This is a genomic window from Serratia sp. CY76391 (assembly GCF_052166695.1).
Lineage (GTDB): Bacteria > Pseudomonadota > Gammaproteobacteria > Enterobacterales > Enterobacteriaceae > Serratia > Serratia nematodiphila.
Genome location: NZ_JBJNOJ010000007.1, coordinates 109443 through 128923 on the forward strand (window position 1 = coordinate 109443; position 19481 = coordinate 128923).

A 19481-nucleotide genomic window follows, 5' to 3' on the forward strand; every position below is an offset into this window, starting at 1 on the left:
GCCTAGTTCAGTTTTGAATAATTAAATCAGGGAATTATATTAAAAATGAATATTAATATCACCGACAAACCCAACCCGCAGGATGAAGAGTTCGTTATAGACAGCCTTTGGGCGCACAATCACAAAACCCAGCCCGTAGACATTCACCCGCTGTTCCTGACCGTTACCGACGACAACCAGCAGATCGTCGGCGGCCTGGTCGCGCGCACCTGGTGGGGCGGCCTGGAAGTGCAGTATCTGTGGGTTGGCGATCAATGCCGCAAAAGCGGTTATGGCCGCCAATTGATGGAGTTGGCCGAAGAAGAAGCCCGCAAGCGCGGTTGCCATATGGCCTATGTCGATACCTTCGATTTCCAGGCCAGAGGCTTCTACGAAAAATTGGGCTACCGGGTCTACGGCGAGCTGGGCGACTATGCGCATCGCCACACCCGCCATTATCTGGCTAAAAGCCTGTAACGCGGCCTGAGCGGCACAGAGGTGGGTATGGGTTCATCACATAAAAATAATGAATCTTATTTTAAGGGCCTCATCACCATGATGGAGCACCTGAGCGAACCCTGGGGCATCAAAGACCACCTGTCCCGCCACCTCTATATGAACCGCGCCGCTTATCTCTATACCAATACGCCGCTGAATTTCGACGTCGCCGGCAAATATGACCACGAGTTCCCCGCCGACTGGGCCGACTCCGCCGCCGACTTTATCGAGCATGACAAGATGACCGAAGCGGCGCGCGATCGGGTCACGGTCATAGAAACGCACTACTGGTACGGCAAAGACAGCCTGACGCCGTTTATCAGCGAAAAGCTGCCGGTGTACAACGATGACAAACAGGTGATTGGCGTGATCTGGAACGCCAAGCCGATGAACAGCCTGTCGCCGCTGAAGTACATCAATCAGCAAAAACCCAGCGTGTTGACCACCGAAGTCAATAACGAGCTGTTCACCCGTGCCGAACTCGATGTTATTTTCCTTATGCTGCAACGATTTACGGTGAAAGAGATCGCCAAAATCTATAATGTCAGCAATAAGACCATCGAAAACCGCATTTATAACATTTACCAGAAGGCCAACGTGCATACTCAGCAGCAATTTGAGGAATACTGCAAATACGCCAATCTGGATAACTACATTCCCGATCGCCTGATAACCAAAGGCATTCAGTTTATTTGAACCGCAAGGAAGATCTCACCGTGATAAAGATCGAAGATTATCCGCTCACCCGGGTGCCGCAGGATAAACGAGTTTCGTTTTTAAGCGTGGCCATCGTGCATATGGGCATGCTGACCGCACTGGACCAGTTCATGCTCGGCGCCGTACTCGGCAATTCCATGACGCTGATTGACGCCTTCACCGCCATCTTCGTCGGCAGCCTGATCTTCGGCGTGGTGACCTACGGCCTGGGGCTGGCGGGCATGCGCGAAGGCATTTCCGGCAGCCTGCTGGCGCGCTGGTGCGGCTTCGGCCGTCTGGGCTCGGTGCTGATAGGCGTGGTGGTTGCCGTCAGCCTGCTGGGTTGGTTCGGCATTCAGAACGCCATTTTCGCCAAGTCGCTCGACTTCGCGCTCGGCAATAAGCTGGGCTTCGGCCTGGCTGCCGGGCTCTCGGGCACGCTATTGACCATCCTGGTGGCGTTCGGCTTCAAGGCGCTGCGCATCGCCGCCCGTATCGCGGTGCCGATGTTCATCATGCTGGTGGCCTATATTTCGGTGACCGCGCTTTCCGGCCATAACCTGCAGGAGATCATCCAGCTGGCGCCGCCGGGTGAACCGCTGACCATCAGCGCCGGCATCACCATCGTCGTCGGCGGCGCCATCGTGGCCAGCCTGATGACCCCCGATCTGACCCGTTACTCCAAAAACGGCAAGCACGTGCTCGGCGTCACGCTCTTCACCATTATCGCCGGCGAGTTCGTGGTGAACGGCCTGGCGATCCTGATCGCCAAAACCCTGGGCACCGCGGATGTGGTCACCATCATGTCGCAAGCGGCCGGCGGCGCCGGTTTGCTGGTGGTGGTGTTCTCCACCCTGCGCGTCAACGATCTCAACCTGTACTCTTCTTCGCTGGGCATCGTCAATGCGGTGGAAGGCATCACCGGCAAGAAGCTGAAGTACACCTACACTACGCTGGTGATCGGTATTCTGGGCACCACCCTGTCGGTGCTGGGCATTCTTGACCGCTTTGTCGACTTCCTGACGGTGCTTGGCGTGGTCTTCCCGCCGATTATCGGCATCATGCTGGTGGACTATTATCTGCTGCGCAGCCACCGTAAGATCCTGGATGAGAGCCGCCGGACCGGCCAGCTGCCGAACGAAACGCCAACTATCGGCTGGGCGGCGATCGTCGCCAGCATCGCCGGCGGCGCCGTTGGCCTGGCGACCGAATGGGGCGTACCAACCATCAATTCTCTGGTCGCTGCCAGCCTGCTGTATTGGCTGCTTAAACTGGTCTTCAGCCGGGCGCAAAAACCGCTGGCATCACAGAAATCGCTCTGATTTTCGTGAACGCGGTAATGCACTCCTCCGGTAACGGGGGAGTGTTAGGCGCTCGAAAAGGGGATTCAATGCAAAAGAATGAGCCGATCGCGCAGACAAACGGCCATGGTGGTTAAGGTCCCTGGTGTCGGTAGCAAGCTATCCATTATGCTCAGAGTGTGGCAACGCCCCTCTGAGCTTTTTATTATAAAAACCGTCGGCTTCCGTGTTTTGATCGTAAAGAGAAACTTCAGCTTGCATGAACAGTAGCCCATGAAATCGGCTTTGGTCAACATAAAAGTAAACATAAAACCGGCTTTTGTGTTCACTTTTCCATAAGAAAAACCTAATCAATTGATTTGCACGGCTTTATCTTTCGCGCAGAGGAATCAGACCGCCTCCGCTGATATCATTGCGCTAAACGGCTGACGGAAAACAATAATTACTGCTAATAATCAGTTCGTTACCTGCTCGCCTGCGCCTTTTTATCTGGACAACGCCAATGCGTAAGATATAGTGAAGCCTGCGTAATGTTTGTAAGGACAGCCAATGAAAACCACCAACGCACAGCGCAAAATCAACATCATTAAAAATATTGAATATCTGATGCGTACCCGCGGTGAAACCAAGGCTTCCTTTTCCAATCGTAGCGGCCTGACGCGCACGACTCTCTACAAAATTCTTGACGGAAGAGTGAACAACGTTCAGCAATCCACCGTGAATCGGATCTCCGATTTCTTCGGTGTCTCCTGTGAAGAGATCGAAGATTACGATCTGGAAAAGCTGGAGCTGCTTAACGAAACGCTGTCCACCGAAGGCAACAAGAACCCTTCCGCCATTCCGGTAATCCCGCAGTCGCGCTATCTGGCCGTCTCGCAGCGCAAGATCGGGCAACTGGTCACTGAGTTCCCTTTGACTTATTTCTTCGGCGATGAGTCGAACATGTTGGCAATGAAAATAGAGACCGAAATTAAAGGGTCATTTATTCCCGGCGAAGTCATCATCATCAAACGCCCGCCGGCACTGATTTGCGATTCGCCTTTGCTGTATCACTCGGGAAAAAGCGGCTTCTTTGTGGTTGACGACAAAGACAGCGAAAGCATGGACAAACGCCCTCAGGACACCGTGCAATTCCTGGGTTACATCGTTGGAGAAAGGCTATAAATGGAACCGAATCAGAAGTTCAAGCTGTTGGGCTTCACCCGGCATGGCACCATCGCGGCCAATGTCATGGTATTGGCCACCGGCAAAACCATCACCATGGGGCTGAATGAGCTGGCCGACAGCGAAATATCAGAAGATTTAAGCCGGCATGAGCTGCAGGCGCTGTACCGTAAACTCTATGGTGACAACCAACAAAAAACCGCCTACGAGCTCAGCGATCGCCATGAACGATCCTGGTACGCCTACCTGATTATTACCGTGGCGCTCAGCGTGATTTATATTTTCTCAACGCTGTGCGGCGTCAAGCCGATCCAAATCCCGGTGCTGAATCTCATCACGCCGCCGGCGATCTTCATTTACCCGCTCACGTTCATTCTGGTGGATATCCTCAACGAATTCTATGGCTTACGGCTGGCCAGGCGCACCATCATCATCTCGTTTATCGCCAATCTGACCTTCGTCCTGGGCGTTTGGGTAACGACGCTGGTGCCGAGCATTCCGCAGTGGGAGTACAGCGAGACCTACAACGGCATCGTGCACAGCATCATGGCGGTGCTGGTGGCTTCATCGGCGGCCTATCTGATCTCCGAAAACGTCAACTCCTACCTGCTCTGCAAAATCAAAGAGTTGACCAATTCCCGCTACCTGTTTGTGCGCGTGATCACCAGCACCGTAGTGGCTTCGGCCATCGACAGCGTGGTGTTCTGTACGCTGGCGTTCTATAACGTGCTGAGCTGGGACATCATCAAAACCATGATCCTGTCGCAGTTCCTGATCAAGGTGGTTTACGCCCTGCTGGGCGTCGGGCCGATCTACGCCACCCGCAGTCTGTTTAATCGCTACATCAATACCGAACAAGCAAAGGGCAATGAATATGCATATCCAAAAGCAAGATAAAATCACCCATCTTGGCGCGAACTCCGATTATCCGGATCAATATGCTCCCGCATTGCTCGAAGCCTTGCCGCGTGCCCGCGGCCGCGATCTGATCGGCGTGGACGAGCGGCAACTGCCGTTCAGCGGCTTTGATCTCTGGACCGCCTTCGAGCTGTCCTGGCTCAACGCCAAGGGCAAGCCGGTGGTGGGCATCGGCGAATTTACCTTCCCGCATTCCTCGTCGAACCTGATCGAATCCAAATCGTTCAAGCTGTATCTCAACAGCTTCAACCAAACGCGCTTCGACAGCGTGGAACAGGTGAGCGCCGCCATGCAGAAGGATCTGTCGCAGGCGGCCAACGGCCAGGTCAGCGTCAAGCTCTATCCGGGTCTGGAAGGTTATCCGGCGCAGATCGATCGTCTGCCGGGCATCAACATCGACGATCTGGATATCGCGGTCGACGACTTCGCCTTCAAACCGGAATACCTGAGCGGCGCGGCCGATCAAGGGGAGCACGTAGCGGAGACGCTGTCTTCCAATCTGTTGAAATCCAACTGCCTGGTCACCAATCAGCCGGACTGGGGCAGCGTGGTGATCCGCTATGAAGGCCGCCAAATCGATCGTGAAAGCCTGCTGCGTTACCTGATCTCCTTCCGCCAGCACAACGAATTCCACGAGCAGTGCGTCGAGCGCATTTTCAACGACATCAAGCAGAGCTGCCGCCCGGAAAAACTCAGCGTGTTTGCGCGCTACACCCGCCGCGGCGGCCTGGACATCAACCCCTTCCGCAGCGATTTCGAAACGGCGCCGACGCTCGGCCGCCTGATCAGACAGTAAGCCTCGTCCCCCAATGCTCCCGCCAGGGAGCATTGTTTCTCTCGCTTTCATCTCCCTGTTATTTTTCGCCATTATCGTCGTCAGCGGCTATCTTCAAAGCACACTGACGGAGATTAACGACGCATGCCTGACCTTTCTCGCAGAGACATCCTGCGGGCTGCCGCCATCGGATCGGCGTTCTCGCTGTTGCCCGCCTCGATTCGCAAAGCGCTGGCCATTCCCGCCAATAACCGCACCGGCACCCTGCGCGACGTCGAACACGTGGTGATCCTGATGCAGGAGAACCGCTCTTTCGATCACTACTTCGGCACCCTGCCGGGCGTGCGCGGCTTCAGCGATCGCTTTACCATTCCACTGCCCGGCGATCGCCTGGTCTGGCAGCAACAGGGCGCCGAACGGCTGGTGCTGCCCTACCATCTGGACAGCAAACGCGGCAACGCCCAGCGCGTCACCGGCACGCCGCACTCGTGGGTGGATGAGCAAGCCGCCTGGGATCACGGCCGCATGAGCGCCTGGCCCACCTACAAAACGCCGGCCTCGATGGGCTACTACCGCCAGCAGGAGCTGCCGTTCCAGTTTGCGCTGGCCAACGCCTTCACCCTGTGCGATGCCTATCACTGCTCCATCCACGCCGGCACCAACACCAACCGGCTGTTCCACTGGACCGGCACCAACGGCCCGTCCGCCGCCGACGTGGCGGTGGTGGTCAACGAATGGGACAGCCCCGGCCCGGCGGACAGCGGCTACCAGTGGACAACCTATCCGGAACGGCTGGAGGCAAGCGGCGTCAGCTGGAAGGTGTATCAATTCCTGCCGGACAACTTTACCGACAACCCGCTGGCGGGTTTTCGCCAATACCGCGCCGCCAGCATTCAAGTGGGCAACCCGGCGTGGCCACCGAAAGACTTCAACGCTTTCGTGCCTTATAGCGATGCGCTCAACGAGGCCGCACCGCTGTACAAAGGCAACGGCAACACCCTGCCGGCCGCCGACGGCAACGATCTGGACGCCATGCTGGCCGGATTCCGCGCCGACGTGCAGCAGGGCAAACTGCCGCAGGTCAGTTGGATCATCGCGCCGGCGGCCTATTCGGAACACCCCGATCCCTCCAGCCCGGTACAGGGCGGCTGGTTCACCCAAGAGATCCTCAACGCGCTGACCGACAACCCGGAGGTGTGGAGTAAAACCGTTCTGCTGGCCAACTACGACGAAAACGACGGCTTTTTTGACCATATGCCTTCGCCTTCCGCGCCGTCGCTGCGCGAAGACGGCAGCTTCGCCGGTAAATCGACGGTGCCGTTCGACACCGAGATCTTCCAGCACGTGGCGCCACCCGGCTCGCAGGATCAACCGCCGCCGGATGGCCGCATCTACGGCCCCGGCCCGCGGGTGCCGATGCTGGTGCTGTCGCCCTGGAGCCGCGGCGGCTGGGTCAATTCGCAGGTTTTCGATCACACCTCGGTGCTGCAATTTTTGGAAAAGCGCTTTCAGGTGCATGAACCCAACATCAGCGCCTGGCGCCGCGCGGTGTGCGGCGATCTCACTTCGGCGTTCAACTTTGTCGATCCTAACGGCGAAGCGCTGCCGAGCCTGCCCGCCACAAGCCGCCACGCCGCCGACGGCCTGCGCCAGCGTCAGGAACAGCTGCCGCAAGTACCGCTGCCATCGCCGGCCCACCAGCGTTTACCCCACCAACGCCGCCTGGCACGCCCTTCCCGCGCGTTGCCCTACCAACTGCACGTCGAGGCCAGCGTCGCGGCCGAGCAACGCCGCGTGACGCTGAACCTGTTCAATACCGGCGAGCAGGGAGCGGTGTTTCACGTCTACGACCGGCGCGATCTGGCGCAGATCCCGCGCCGTTTTACCGTCGAGGCGGGCAAGGCGGTCAGCGACGACTGGCAAACGGAGAATGAGTACCATCTGTGGCTGCTTGGCCCCAACGGCTTTCATCGTGAGTTGCGCGGCGCCCTGAGCCGGCCTCAGCCGGAGGTGCGTTTGCGCCCGACGGGCCGCAACCTGCTGCTGCAGTTGAATAACCCGGCCCCCGAAGCGATAACGGTCACCCTCGAACGCTGCCCTTACACGCAGCAAGGCCCGTGGCCTATCACGCTGCCTGCGGGCGGCAGCCATCAGCAAGCGTTTGACGCCCGCGCCAGCGGCGGTTGGTACGATATTACGCTGCAAAGCGCCGGGGGCTGGCTGCGCCGCCTGGCGGGGCGGCTGGAAGATGGCGAACACAGCGTCAGCGACCCGCTGATGGGCCATGAGTAACTATCGGCATCGAGGGAGTTCAAAAATCGAAAGGATATCGCTTATCATTGCGTTCTCGTTCTTTGCCGATTACCCAAGGATCTTCATGCCCGCTGTTCTTATCGCCAAAGCCGGCCGCTGGTTGGCCGCCTGCGTTTTACTGTTGGCCGGCGCCGCTCAAGCCGCGCCGATCGTCGTCACCGATGTCACCGGCCGCCAGGTCACCCTGCCGCAACCGGCCAAACGCGTTATCCTGGCCGATGCCCGCGCGCTGCTGGCGCTGAATATTCTGCATCCGCAGGAGCCGCTGAAAAACATCATCGCCTGGGACAACTCGCTGAAGGTCAAAGCGCCGGATCTGGTTGAAGCCTACGCGAAAAAATTCCCACAGGTCATGCAGATCCCTACCTTCGACAACCCCTACACCAGTGATTTCAGCGTGGAAAGCGCGGTGGTGCGTCAACCGGATCTGATCATTTTCGACATTGGCCTGCTGAGCAAATTGAAAGACAGTGGCGTGCTGACCCAGTTGGAAAAAGTCGGCATCCCGGTGCTGATCATCGATTTTCGCCAACAGCCGCTGACCAACACCGTCGCCAGCATGGCGCTGTTGGGTAAAGTATTTGACGAGCAGCCCAATGCCGACGCCTTCATCCGTCTCTATCAGCAGCGCCTCGAGCTGGTGCGGCAGCGGGTCGCCACGCTAAAACCGGGGCAACGCCCCAGCGTCTTCATCGAGCGCAGCGCCGGCATCAAAGGCGAACAGTGCTGCAACACCTTCGGCAAAGGCAGCTTCGGGCAGTTCATCGAGACCGCCGGCGGCAATAATATCGGCAGCACGCTGTTTTCAGACATGGGCGGTGAAGTGAACGTCGAACAGGTGATCAGCAGCAACCCGGATTTCTATCTGCTGACCGGCGCCGACTGGAGCCGCGGGCATCGCGGCACGCTGGCGGTGCCGCTGGGTTACGCCACCGATATGGCCACCAGCCAAAAGAAACTGGCGCACCTGCTGGATCGCACCGGCATTAACGTGCTGAAAGCGGTGAAAGAAAAACGCGTGATGGCGATTTACCATCAATTTTACGACACGCCGCTCAACTTTATCGCGGTTGAGGCGATCGCCAAGTTCCTGCACCCGGCGCTGTTTAAAGATATTGATCCGCAAGCGGATATCGAAATGGTGCACCAGAAATTCACCGCGCTGGATTACAGCGGCGTCTTCTGGCTTACGCCGCAATAGCCCCCGCCAGGGCCCGCCAGCCGGGCCCTGTCTCCCGCATTCATTATTTAGTTACCCGCTTAACTATCCCGTAACAATTCTATTTACTTGCCAATAATTATCATTAAGATTGTCTTTTCTAAAAAAACACATCCGGGTCTGAAACTCTTAAGGCATTATTATGTCACCTCTTTTTCGGCTTTCTCTGCTGACGGCTTCCATCGCCATCGCATTCCCTGTCCTTGCTACTGATAACTCATCTCAGAACGATACCGACACCGTGACCGTCGTCGGCAACTGGCTGGACAACCCTGATACCAGTTCGGTGCTGCTCAACCATCCGGGCGCGCGTTCCATCGTCACCCAGCAGCAAATGCACGAACAGGGCGACCAAACCATCGCCGATAGCCTGCGCGGCGTACCCGGCGTGCAAGTGCGCGACAGCAACGGTACCGGCGGCAGTGACATCTCGCTTAACGTCGGCGTGCGCGGCCTGACTTCGCGTCTTTCTCCACGCTCCACCATTCTGATGGACGGCGTCCCGCTGGCGGTCGCGCCTTACGGCCAGCCGCAGCTGTCGATGGCCCCGCTGTCTATCGGTAATCTGCAATCGGTGGACGTGGTGCGCGGCGGCGGCGCGGTACGCTACGGGCCGCAGAACGTCGGCGGCGTGATCAACTTCGTTACCCGTGACATTCCCAAAACGTTTGGCGGCACCGCCAGCGTACAAACCCAGGGCGCCAGCCACGGCGGCCTGAAGACCCTGACCAGCGCCTCCGTGGGCGGCACCGCAGACAACGGCCTCGGCGCCGAACTGCTCTACTCCGGGCTGCACGGCCAGGGTTACCGCGACAACAACGACAACACCGACATCGACGATTTCATGCTGAAAACGCGTTATGCGTTCACCGATCGTGACGAGCTGCTGGCCAATTTCCACTACTACGACGCCAAAGCCGGCATGCCGGGCGGGCTGAGCACCGCGCAATACGCGCAAAACCCGTTCCAATCCACGCGGCCGTGGGACCAGTTCGAAGGCCGCCGCAAGGATATGTCGTTCAAGTACAAACATCAGGAAGACGACAAACAGTTCGAAGTGTTGACCTACTTCACCGACAGCTACCGCGGCAGCAACATCGAATCGGAAGGCACAGGCAAAAACGCGGGCCAGCGGCGCATGGTCTCCTATCCGCGCCACTATTCAACCTGGGCTATCGAACCAAGTTACTCGCAGGTCTTCCGTTTCTGGGATATGGCGCACGAGATCACCCTCGGTTACCGCTACCTGAATGAAACCATGGATGAAAAGGCGTCGCGTTCGGCCTGGTATAACCCGGCGAATATCGGCTCGACGCCGGAGACCCCGGATTATTACCAGCACACCTCCGGCGGCACCGCGGCCAACGCGTTCTATATCGACGACACCATTAACGTCGGCAACTGGACGGTCACGCCGGGCCTGCGTTATGAAAGCATCCGCACCCACGTGGACGATTCGTTCAACAATATCAGCCGCAAGAAAAGCTACAGCGAGCCTCTGCCGTCATTGAACGTGATGTACCACCTGTCCGATGCCTGGAAACTGTTCGCCAACGCCAACACTTCGTTCGGCAGCATGCAGTATTTCCAACTGACCAAAGGCGGCAACGGCAACCAGCCGGCGCCGGGGTTAACGGCGGAAAAAGCGCACACCTATGAATTCGGCACTCGCTACGACGACACCGTAGTCAAGGCCGAGGCCACGCTGTTCTACATCGACTTCGATAACCAGCTGCAGTACATCAGCAACGACGTGGGCTGGACCAACATGGGTGCCACCAAGCACAAAGGCATCGAGCTGGCACTCAGCTACGATCTCAGCGAGCTGAATCGCGCGCTCGACGGCGCCAGCGTCTACACCAGCTATACCTACACCAAGGCCAGCACCGACAAGGGCGACTTCGCCGGTAAAGATCTGCCGTTCTACTCGCGCCAGGTCTATACCGTCGGTACACGTTACGCCACCGGCAACTGGGTATGGAATCTGGACGGTTATGCGCAGTCGAAACAGCATTCGCCGGGCACCGGGCCGGAGTACATCACGCAGGAAAGCGCCGATGGCCAGTTCGGCAATATCGCCGGTTACATGGTGTGGAACATGCGCGGGGAATATAACTTCGGGCCGCAGCTGTCGAACCTGACGCTGGGTGCCGGGGTGAAAAACCTGTTCGATCAGCGCTACTTCACCCGCTCCAACGACAACAACTTCGGCAAGTACGTCGGCGAACCGCGCACCTTCTTCGTGCAGGGGTCAATCGCCTTCTAATGCCGGGGCCCGGCAGGGCCTCGGTATCACCGACAGTAAAGGCGAAACAGGCGCGCCAGGTGCGCGCCCATCGGCGTCAGGGTGGTGTCCTTGCGTTGGATAAGATAAAACGTCGCTTTCGGCAGACGCTCTTCCAGCTCGAGCGGCACCAAATGCTTGCCCAAAATCGGATCCGAAATCACGTCCACCGACAGAATGCTGACAAAATCGCTCTGCGCCACCAGACTGGTACAGGCCATAAAGGTCTCGCAGGTCACGCTGATCGACGGCGCCATGCCCAAGTCCCCGAACAGATCGTGCAATAGCCGATAGTAACTGCCTTTCGGCGTCGGCATGGTCCAGTCGCAGTGCTGCAGCTGTTTCAGCGAGGTCGCCCCCTCCATCGGATGCCCTTTGCGCACCACCACCCGATACTCTTTTTCCATCAGCCGTTCATACTGCAGCTCGTTGTCGAGGCTGCTGGGGTAGTAGGTGTTGACGGTAAAATCCAGCTCGCCCTGGCGCAGTTCTGGGATCATCGACACCAGTTGCCCCTCGACGATGCGCACCTTCACGTTGGGATACTCACGGTGAAACTGGGTGACCACCTGCGGCATCACGGTGCGCGCAATGCTGCCACCAACGCCGATATTCACCGTGCCGCCCGCCAACCCCAGCCGCTGCTGAATGTCTTCCTGCGCCACCCGCAGCTCTTCGAGGATCAGGCTGGCATGCTGGAAAAAGTTATCGCCGCAGTCGGTCAATACCACCCCCTGGCTACGGCGAATAAACAGCTTGGCGCCCAGCACCTCTTCCAGCTCCTGAATGGCCTTGGTCAGTGCAGGCTGGGAAAGGCGAGAGGTGCGGCTGGCGGCGCGGATGCTGCCCTGGCGACTAACGTCCACAAATGCACGCAATTGGTGCAATTTTATCGAGGCTGGCATAGGCGAAAGGCGATAACCGTTGTTTATCAATAGCAAGATATTGGCATCTTATTTAGCCAGATTCCATTGTGTACATTCGGAAAAAACATAATAAATAACCAAATTCTTATTTCGCTTAATTAAGCGCATTTTCTGCGCCAATAAGCGCCATTCACGGCAGTTAGTAACCAAACGCACCTTTTTCTTTGCAATAGCTTCACCGTCTGATTTCAGTTCAGAGCATAACTGCTGCCTGGAGCGATCCAGCGCGCGATAACTTATGAGATATCACTATGACTAATTCGCTTTCGATGTTGGTGGCTGATTTGTACCCGCAATTGCAGGCCTGGCGCCGCGACTTCCACCGCTATGCCGAATCCGGCTGGTTTGAGTTCCGCACCGCCACCCTGGTGGCGGAAGAACTCGATCGGCTGGGCTATCGCCTGCAGCTGGGCCGCGAGGTCATCAAGGCAGAGGCGCGCATGGGGCTGCCCTCGCCCGCCGAGCTGGAAGCGCAGGAACAGCGCGCCCGCAATCAGGGGGCGTTGGAAAAATGGTTGCCGCATTTTTCCGGCGGCTTCGCCGGCATCGTCGCAACGCTCGATACCGGCCGCCCCGGCCCGACTATCGCTTATCGCGTGGATATGGACGCCCTCGATCTCAACGAATTGCTGGAACCCGAACACCTGCCGTTCCGTGAAGGGTTCGCCTCTTGCAACAGCGGCATGATGCATGCATGCGGTCATGACGGCCATACCACCATCGGCCTGGGGCTGGCGCACGTGTTCAAAAGCCTGGAGTCCCAGCTTCGCGGCACCGTCAAACTGATCTTCCAGCCGGCGGAAGAAGGCACACGCGGCGCAAAATCGATGGTGGAGGCCGGCGTGGTGGACGACGTCGATTTCTTCACCGCGGTGCATATCGGCACCGGCGTGCCGGCCGGTGAGCTGGTGTGCGGCAGCGACAGCTTTATGGCCACCAGCAAGCTGGACGTTACTTTCCGCGGCGTCGCCTCCCACGCCGGCGCCAAGCCGGAAGACGGCCGCAACGCGCTGCTGGCAGCGGCGCAGGCTGCGCTGGGGCTTTACGCCATCCCGCGCCACAGCGAAGGCAGCTCGCGCATCAATGTCGGCGTGCTGCAGGCCGGCACCGGCCGCAACGTGATCGCCGATCGGGCGTTTATGAAGGTGGAGACGCGCGGCGCCACCAATGAGATCAACGCGTTTGTCTATCAACAGGCGCTGAACGCCATCGAAGGCGCCGCCAAAATGCACGGCGTCGCCTGCGATATCGCGCTGATGGGCGCGGCGCAGAGCAGCAAACCGACCCAACCGTGGGTGGATTACATCCGTCGCCAGGCACAGCAGATAACCGAGCTGACCTCGGTGGTCGATCGCCGCGAACAGGCTGCGGGTTCCGAGGACGCCACCTACATGATGGAACGGGTGAAATCCCGCGGCGGCCAGGCCTCATACGTCATTTTCGGCACCGAGCTGAGCGCCGGGCACCATAACGAGAAATTCGACTTCAACGAGCAGGTGATGGCGGTGGCGGTGAAAACGCTGGCGTCGCTGGCGCTGAACCTGCCGACATTCGGGAGCGGAGCATGAGCAACTCAGAACTGCAGGCCTTTATCGACGACTACATTGACCAACGCCAGCCCCGCTTCAGCGCGCTGAGCGACGCAATTTGGGACCACCCGGAAACGCGCTTTAACGAGACCTATTCCGCCACGTTGCTGGCCGATGCGCTGGAACAGGAAGGCTTCTCGGTCGAACGCGGCGTGGGCGACATTGAGACGGCGTTTATCGCTAGCTACGGCAGCGGCCACCCGGTTATCGCGCTGCTGGGCGAGTACGACGCGCTGGCCGGGCTGAGCCAGCGGTCCGGTTGCGCCACGCCGCAGCCGCTGGTGGAAAACGGCAACGGCCATGGCTGCGGCCACAACCTGCTGGGCACCGCCGCGCTGGCGGGCGCCTTCGCCGCCAAGGCGTGGATGCAGCAGAACCGGCTGAGCGGCACCCTGCGCTTCTACGGCTGCCCCGGCGAAGAAGGCGGCTCCGGCAAGACCTTTATGGTGCGCGAAGGCCTGTTCGATGACGTCGATGCCGCACTCACCTGGCACCCGGAAGGCTTCAGCGGCATGTTCAATACCAGCACGCTGGCCAACATCCAGGCGGCGTTTCACTTCAAGGGCGTCGCCGCCCATGCCGCCAACTCGCCGCACCTGGGGCGCAGCGCGCTGGACGCGGTGACGCTGATGAATACCGGCGCCAACTTCCTGCGCGAACATATCGTGCAGGAAGCGCGGTTGCACTACGCGGTCACCAACACCGGCGGCAGCTCCCCCAACGTGGTGCAGGCCGATGCCGAGGTGTTGTACCTGATCCGCGCGCCGCAGCTCGATCAGGCGCAGGACATTTACCAGCGGGTGATCAACATCGCCAAGGGCGCAGCGCTGATGACTGACACCCAGGTGGAAGTGCGCTTCGACAAGGCCTGCTCCAACTATGTGCCGAACCGCAGCCTGGAACGCGCAATGTATCAAAACCTGTGTGATTTCGGTCTGCCCGAGTACAGCGACGCCGAGCGCCGCTTCGCCGAAGAAATCCGCCAGACCCTGAGCCGCGACGACCTGCGCAACGCCAAACTCAATATTGCCCGCACCGGCGGCGCGGCCGGACGTGAGTGGGTGCAGCAGTTGGGAGATAAGGTGCTGATGGACGAGGTCGCGCCTTATGTGGAATCCGACGATCTGCTGTACGGCTCTACCGACGTTGGCGACGTGAGCTGGGTGGCGCCGACCGCCCAATGCTTTAGCCCCTGTTTCGCACTCGGCACTCCGCTGCACACCTGGCAACTGGTGGCGCAGGGCCGCACCGCTATCGCCCATAAGGGCATGTGCCTGGCCGGCAAGGTGATGGCAGCGACCGCCGTCGATCTGCTGAGCGACAGCGCCCTGCTGGCGCGCTGCCGCAGCGAGTTTGAGCGCCGGCGCGCCGAGCAGCCGTACCGCTGCCCCATCCCGCAGGGGGTGAAGCCATCTCCATTGAAATAGCATGAACAGACAGGGCCCGGACAACCGGGCCACTAAGAATAATTATAAATAAATCAAATAATAACAATCACACAACAGAGCAAACACAGAGGGTAAAATCATGAGTGAGGCCACAACGCCAATCAATAAAAGCCCCGGACGCGTTTTTTACTGGGTGGAACGCATCGGCAATAAGATCCCCAATCCGTTTTTATTGTTCGTCTATTTGATCCTGGTGCTTATGCTGGCCACCGCGCTGTTTTCCTGGCTCGACGTGGCGGTGAAAAATCCGGCCACCGGCGAGCTCATCAAGGTGAATAACCTGATGAGCGTGGCGGGCATGCAGTGGATATTTCCCAATATCATCCATAACTTCAGCAGCTTTGCGCCGCTGGGGGCTATTTTGGCGCTGGTGATAGGTGCCGGCCTGGCGGAAAAGGTCGGCCTGCTGCAGGCGCTGATGTACAAAATGGCCTCGCGCGTCAGCGCCCGCTACGCCAGCTATATGGTGCTGTTTATCGCCTTCTTCAGCCATATATCGTCGGACGCCGCGCTGGTGGTGATGCCGCCGCTCGGCGCGCTGATGTTTATCGCGGTGGGTCGCCACCCGATAGCCGGGCTGCTGGCGGCGATCGCCGGCGTCGCCTCCGGCTTTACCGCCAACCTGTTGATCGTCACCACTGACGTATTGCTTTCCGGCATCAGCACCGAAGCCACCAAAGCGGTGGATGGCGCGGTTCACGTCAGCGTGATCGACAACTGGTACTTTATGGCCACCTCCGTGATCGTGCTGACCATCGCCGGCGCGCTGCTCACCGACAAGTTTATCGAGCCCCGTCTGCCGAAGTGGCAAGGCGGCACCGAAGACAAAATCGCAGCGCTGACCCCGCTGCAGAACCGGGGGCTGATGATGAGCGGCATCGCCGCGCTGGTGTTTATCGCCATCATCGCCGCCCTGGTGGTGCCGGAGGCCGCGCCGCTGCGTGACCCGAACACCGGTTCGGTGATCCCTTCCCCGTTCATCAAGGGTATTGTGCCGATCATCATCCTGTTCTTCTTCACCGTCGCCATTACCTATGGCGTCGTCACCAAACAGATCCGGCGGCCGGACGATATTCCCCACCACTTGCTCGATCCGATGAAAAGCATGGCGGGTTTCATCGTAATGGTGTTTCCGCTGTCGCAGTTCGTGGCGTTCTTTAACTGGAGCAACATGGGCAAGTTTATGGCCGTCGGGCTGACCGATATGCTGGAAGCCGCCGGCATGAGCGGCGCACCGGCGTTTCTCGGCCTGATGTTCCTCTCCGCCTTCCTGTGCATGTTCATCGCCAGCGGCTCGGCGATCTGGTCAATTTTGGCGCCGATCTTCGTGCCGATGTTTATGCTGCTCGGTTTCCACCCGGCGTTCGCCCAGATGATCTTCCGCATCGCCGACTCTGCGGTGCTGCCGCTGGCGCCGATGTCGCCGTTCCTGCCGCTGTTCCTCGGCTTCCTGCAGCGCTACCGCAAAGACGCACAGCTCGGCACCTATTACGTGCTGATCCTGCCCTATCCTTTGGTGTTCTTCAGCGTGTGGATTTTGCTGCTGCTGGTCTGGTATGCGCTAGGCTTGCCAATCGGTCCCGGCGTCTATCCGAAGCTGGGCTAAACGCCCCGCTATCTCGCCCCGCGCCGGTTCGCGGGGCAGATCCCCTTCTCCCCAAGCCCAGCAGAAAGATTGATCTTCCTCACTGACCAAGCGGCTCTGAGGATTATTTCATTGCCTTGCTAAACCGGTTCTTCTATTTTAGCTCACCATCTGACAACGACAAAAACAGGGATTAAGCATGATGAATCGCGTATGGGTGCTGGGCGACGCCGTGATCGACCTGGTGCCGGAAAATGCCAACGGTTATCTCAAATGCCCCGGCGGCGCGCCGGCTAACGTGGCGGTGGGTATCGCCCGCTTGGGCGGCGACAGCGCCTTTATCGGCCGGGTAGGGCAAGACGGCTTCGGCGCCTTTCTGCAGCAGGTGCTGAGCGATGAAGGGGTGGATATCGGCCATATGCGGCCGGATCCCGAACACCACACCTCCACGGTGGTGGTGGATCTCGATCTTCAGGGTGAGCGCTCATTCACGTTTATGGTGCAGCCCAGCGCCGATCTGTTTTTGCAGCCCGACGATCTGCCGGCTTTCCAGCGGGGCGAATGGCTGCACCTCTGCTCCATCGCGCTGTCGCAGGAGCCCAGCCGCAGCGCGGCCTTTACGGCGATGGAACGCATGCGGGCAGTCGGCGGCCGGGTCAGTTTCGATCCCAACATCCGCGAAGAGGTCTGGCGCCAGCCGGAAGCCCTGCGCCCCTGCCTGCAAAAGGCGCTGCTGCTGGCGGATGTAGTGAAACTGTCGCGCGAAGAGCTGGCTTTCATCAGCCATCTTGACGATCTGGAGAACGCCATGCGCTGGATGATGCAAACCTATCCGCTGCGCCTGCTGCTGGTGACGCTGGGCGGCGACGGCGTCTGCGTACACGATGGGCATCGTCTGCGCCATTTCCGCGCGCCGCCTGTCGTGCCGGTCGATACCACCGGTGCCGGCGACGCCTTCGTCGCCGGGCTGTTAGCGGCGCTGGCGCGCCTTCACGCATTACCGCAGGAAGCGCAATGGCCGGCGGTTATCGCTCAGGCTCAGGCCTGCGGCGCGCTGGCAACCACCGCCAAGGGCGCCATGACCGCCCTGCCCCGCGCCGACGAGCTGGCGGCTTTCCTGCGTTGATTCTCTGCATCCACGGCGCTCCCCTTAGCGCCGTGGTCTTTTAACCCGCGATTTGCGTACTCGATCACAATAGCTGAATCGGGTTAGCAAACTTGATTGCCAGCCCGCTTCTCGATCGCTATCTTTCGCCATGAAAAACCGGTTTAGCAATTTAGCAAAAAATAATAACAACCCTTCCCGGATGATAGACGATGATGAAAAAACTCAGCTATTTGGCGATAACAACAGGGCTTTTCCTCTCCACGTCTGCCGCAGCGGCCTCGGGCGGCGACAGTATCGAGGCGCGTCTCAACGCGCTGGAACAACGTCTGGCGCAGGCGGAACGGCGCGCCGCTCAGGCTGAAACTCGCGCCACGGCGGCGGAACGCCGGGCGCAACAGCTGGAACAGCGCACCGCCAGCACCGAAAGGCAAACCGCGCAGGTTGCGCAGCGCGCCGCCACGCTGGAAACGCAATCCTCTCCGACCAGCGCGCTGAAACTGAACGGTTTCAACGATCTGAAACTGTATGGCGACGTGGAGTTCAACCTGGACAGCGCCAGCCGCAGCGGCCAGCTGACGTCGTTGAAAGGCAGCGACCACAAGGACTGGAAACCCGGCAACAAAGAGCGCTGGGACATCAACGGCCGCATTCTGGTCGGGCTGGACGGCTACCGCCGCAATCCGGACGGTAACTTCTCCGGCTTCAGCGTCCAGCCGCTGGCGGACATGAGCGGCAAAATGAACCTGGACGACGCCGCTTTCTTCTTCGGCAATGAAAAGAACTGGCAAACCAAAATCGGCCGCTTCGAAGCCTACGACATGTTCCCGCTGAATCAGGACACCTTCATTCAATACTCCGGCAATACCGCCAACGACCTGTACGCCGACGGCTTCGGCTATATCTACATGATGAAAGAAGGCCGCGGCCGTAGCAGCAGCGGCGGCAACCTGATGCTGAGCAAATACGCCGGGGATGTCTATTTCGAACTGAACACGCTGGTGGAAGACGGCACCTCGCTGTTCCAGGACAACAGCTACCACGGCAATGCGCTGGAAAATAAGAAAAACGTCGCCTATTTGCGCCCGGTGATCGCCTGGAAGAAAGACGCCTTCAGCATCGCGGCGGCGATGGAAAGCAACGTGGTGAATAACGCCTACGGCTATCAGGACAGCCAGGGCCGCTTCGTCGATCAATCCAAGCGCAACGGCTACGGCATGACCATGAGCTGGAACAACAGCGCCGCCGATCCGGACAACGGCGTGGTGGCCAACCTGAGCACCGCCTACCTGGATGCGTCAGGCGAGCAAGACTTCACCGCCGGCGTCAACGTGCTGTGGCGGCGCTTCGAACTGGGTTATATCTATGCCCATAACAATATCAAAGAGTTCAATACCGCCGGGATCGCCGCCGATATTCACAACCCGCTCAGCGAACCGGGCAACTACGACATCCACACCGTTCATGCGTCGTATCAGATACCTAACATTATGAATATGAAGAATTTCAATTTGTATTTGGGGGCCTATGTCTCGCTGCTGGAAGCCAACGCCGACAGCAAGATCGCCAACGGCGACAACGACCAACGTTACGGCATGCGCGCCAGATTCAAGTATTTCTTCTGACATCGATTCACGTCGCTGCGCCGCAAACTGCGCAGCGGCATTTTTATTTAGCAAGG

General features: G+C 59.0%; 15 protein-coding genes. 14 read left to right on the forward strand and 1 reads right to left on the reverse strand.

Translation table 11 applies throughout. From position 1 onward, the window contains the following. The first annotated feature begins 45 nt into the window (after positions 1-45). The 9 genes from ACJ8PN_RS13840 to ACJ8PN_RS13880 all read left to right on the forward strand — a co-directional run bounded on the left by ACJ8PN_RS13840 (position 46) and on the right by ACJ8PN_RS13880 (position 11129). Complete coding sequence (locus ACJ8PN_RS13840) at positions 46-456, forward strand: GNAT family N-acetyltransferase (RefSeq protein WP_004937348.1); 411 nt, start codon at positions 46-48, stop codon at positions 454-456. A 27-nt stretch (positions 457-483) separates the two neighbouring features. After that, entirely contained in the window at positions 484-1173 is a 690-nt protein-coding gene (locus tag ACJ8PN_RS13845; protein WP_004937346.1) for a helix-turn-helix transcriptional regulator, read from the forward strand. Between the two features lie 20 nt (positions 1174-1193). Further along, a complete protein-coding gene (locus ACJ8PN_RS13850) occupies positions 1194-2495 on the forward strand; it encodes a cytosine permease (RefSeq protein ID WP_004937343.1) in 1302 nt (433 codons plus the stop codon). 528 nt (positions 2496-3023) lie between these two features. Beyond that, positions 3024-3638 carry a helix-turn-helix domain-containing protein gene (locus ACJ8PN_RS13855; RefSeq protein WP_171454767.1) on the forward strand — a complete coding sequence of 205 codons (615 nt, stop codon included), beginning with the start codon at positions 3024-3026 and terminating at the stop codon, positions 3636-3638. Further along, the gene (locus tag ACJ8PN_RS13860; RefSeq protein WP_004937338.1) at positions 3639-4535 is read left to right on the forward strand and encodes a queuosine precursor transporter; all 897 of its coding nucleotides are present in this window, start codon (positions 3639-3641) and stop codon (positions 4533-4535) included. It begins immediately after the preceding gene. Next, positions 4513-5352 carry an NADPH-dependent 7-cyano-7-deazaguanine reductase QueF gene (queF, locus tag ACJ8PN_RS13865; protein WP_442535041.1) on the forward strand — a complete coding sequence of 280 codons (840 nt, stop codon included), beginning with the start codon at positions 4513-4515 and terminating at the stop codon, positions 5350-5352. The genes ACJ8PN_RS13860 and queF overlap by 23 nt, the downstream gene beginning before the upstream one ends. Before the next feature lie 123 nt (positions 5353-5475). Continuing rightward, complete coding sequence (locus tag ACJ8PN_RS13870; RefSeq protein ID WP_442535012.1) at positions 5476-7623, forward strand: phosphocholine-specific phospholipase C; 2148 nt, start codon at positions 5476-5478, stop codon at positions 7621-7623. Between the two features lie 85 nt (positions 7624-7708). Further along, positions 7709-8845 (forward strand): ABC transporter substrate-binding protein, encoded by a 1137-nt coding sequence (locus ACJ8PN_RS13875; RefSeq protein ID WP_442535013.1) that lies wholly within the window; start codon positions 7709-7711, stop codon positions 8843-8845. 160 nt (positions 8846-9005) lie between these two features. Beyond that, the gene (locus ACJ8PN_RS13880) at positions 9006-11129 is read left to right on the forward strand and encodes a TonB-dependent receptor family protein (protein WP_351108278.1); all 2124 of its coding nucleotides are present in this window, start codon (positions 9006-9008) and stop codon (positions 11127-11129) included. Positions 11130-11155: 26 nt separating this feature from the next. Here ACJ8PN_RS13880 and ACJ8PN_RS13885 read toward each other — a convergent pair whose 3' ends face one another. Next, a complete protein-coding gene (locus tag ACJ8PN_RS13885) occupies positions 11156-12052 on the reverse strand; it encodes a LysR family transcriptional regulator (RefSeq protein ID WP_015379061.1) in 897 nt (298 codons plus the stop codon). A gap of 272 nt (positions 12053-12324) precedes the next feature. Between ACJ8PN_RS13885 and ACJ8PN_RS13890 the strand changes: the two genes are divergently transcribed. The 5 genes from ACJ8PN_RS13890 (at position 12325) to ACJ8PN_RS13910 (ending at position 19425) form a co-directional block, all read left to right on the forward strand. After that, on the forward strand, positions 12325-13641 hold the full coding sequence (locus ACJ8PN_RS13890) for a M20 family metallo-hydrolase (protein WP_280631209.1): 1317 nt from the start codon (positions 12325-12327) through the stop codon (positions 13639-13641). Next, complete coding sequence (locus ACJ8PN_RS13895; RefSeq protein ID WP_351108272.1) at positions 13638-15089, forward strand: M20 family metallopeptidase; 1452 nt, start codon at positions 13638-13640, stop codon at positions 15087-15089. The genes ACJ8PN_RS13890 and ACJ8PN_RS13895 overlap by 4 nt, the downstream gene beginning before the upstream one ends. Positions 15090-15189: 100 nt before the next feature. Then, positions 15190-16716 (forward strand): p-aminobenzoyl-glutamate transporter, encoded by a 1527-nt coding sequence (abgT, locus tag ACJ8PN_RS13900; RefSeq protein ID WP_048325457.1) that lies wholly within the window; start codon positions 15190-15192, stop codon positions 16714-16716. A 178-nt stretch (positions 16717-16894) separates the two neighbouring features. Next, positions 16895-17821: an aminoimidazole riboside kinase gene (locus ACJ8PN_RS13905; protein WP_351108266.1), complete on the forward strand. Its 927-nt coding sequence runs from the start codon at positions 16895-16897 to the stop codon at positions 17819-17821. Positions 17822-18015: 194 nt separating this feature from the next. Continuing rightward, entirely contained in the window at positions 18016-19425 is a 1410-nt protein-coding gene (locus tag ACJ8PN_RS13910) for a carbohydrate porin (RefSeq protein ID WP_437189822.1), read from the forward strand. The last annotated feature ends 56 nt before the right edge of the window (positions 19426-19481 follow it).

What these genes read in the sequence shown, in the direction of transcription:
- ACJ8PN_RS13910 (WP_437189822.1), top strand. Translation starts at nt 18,016, where the DNA reads ATGAAAAAACTCAGCTATTTGGCGATAACAACAGGGCTTTTCCTCTCC.
- ACJ8PN_RS13855 (WP_171454767.1), top strand. Translation starts at nt 3,024, where the DNA reads ATGAAAACCACCAACGCACAGCGCAAAATCAACATCATTAAAAATATT.
- ACJ8PN_RS13895 (WP_351108272.1), top strand. Translation starts at nt 13,638, where the DNA reads ATGAGCAACTCAGAACTGCAGGCCTTTATCGACGACTACATTGACCAA.
- ACJ8PN_RS13885 (WP_015379061.1), bottom strand. Translation starts at nt 12,052, where the DNA reads ATGCCAGCCTCGATAAAATTGCACCAATTGCGTGCATTTGTGGACGTT.
- ACJ8PN_RS13860 (WP_004937338.1), top strand. Translation starts at nt 3,639, where the DNA reads ATGGAACCGAATCAGAAGTTCAAGCTGTTGGGCTTCACCCGGCATGGC.
- abgT (WP_048325457.1), top strand. Translation starts at nt 15,190, where the DNA reads ATGAGTGAGGCCACAACGCCAATCAATAAAAGCCCCGGACGCGTTTTT.
- ACJ8PN_RS13870 (WP_442535012.1), top strand. Translation starts at nt 5,476, where the DNA reads ATGCCTGACCTTTCTCGCAGAGACATCCTGCGGGCTGCCGCCATCGGA.
- ACJ8PN_RS13875 (WP_442535013.1), top strand. Translation starts at nt 7,709, where the DNA reads ATGCCCGCTGTTCTTATCGCCAAAGCCGGCCGCTGGTTGGCCGCCTGC.
- ACJ8PN_RS13905 (WP_351108266.1), top strand. Translation starts at nt 16,895, where the DNA reads ATGATGAATCGCGTATGGGTGCTGGGCGACGCCGTGATCGACCTGGTG.
- queF (WP_442535041.1), top strand. Translation starts at nt 4,513, where the DNA reads ATGCATATCCAAAAGCAAGATAAAATCACCCATCTTGGCGCGAACTCC.
- ACJ8PN_RS13880 (WP_351108278.1), top strand. Translation starts at nt 9,006, where the DNA reads ATGTCACCTCTTTTTCGGCTTTCTCTGCTGACGGCTTCCATCGCCATC.
- ACJ8PN_RS13890 (WP_280631209.1), top strand. Translation starts at nt 12,325, where the DNA reads ATGACTAATTCGCTTTCGATGTTGGTGGCTGATTTGTACCCGCAATTG.
- ACJ8PN_RS13845 (WP_004937346.1), top strand. Translation starts at nt 484, where the DNA reads ATGGGTTCATCACATAAAAATAATGAATCTTATTTTAAGGGCCTCATC.
- ACJ8PN_RS13840 (WP_004937348.1), top strand. Translation starts at nt 46, where the DNA reads ATGAATATTAATATCACCGACAAACCCAACCCGCAGGATGAAGAGTTC.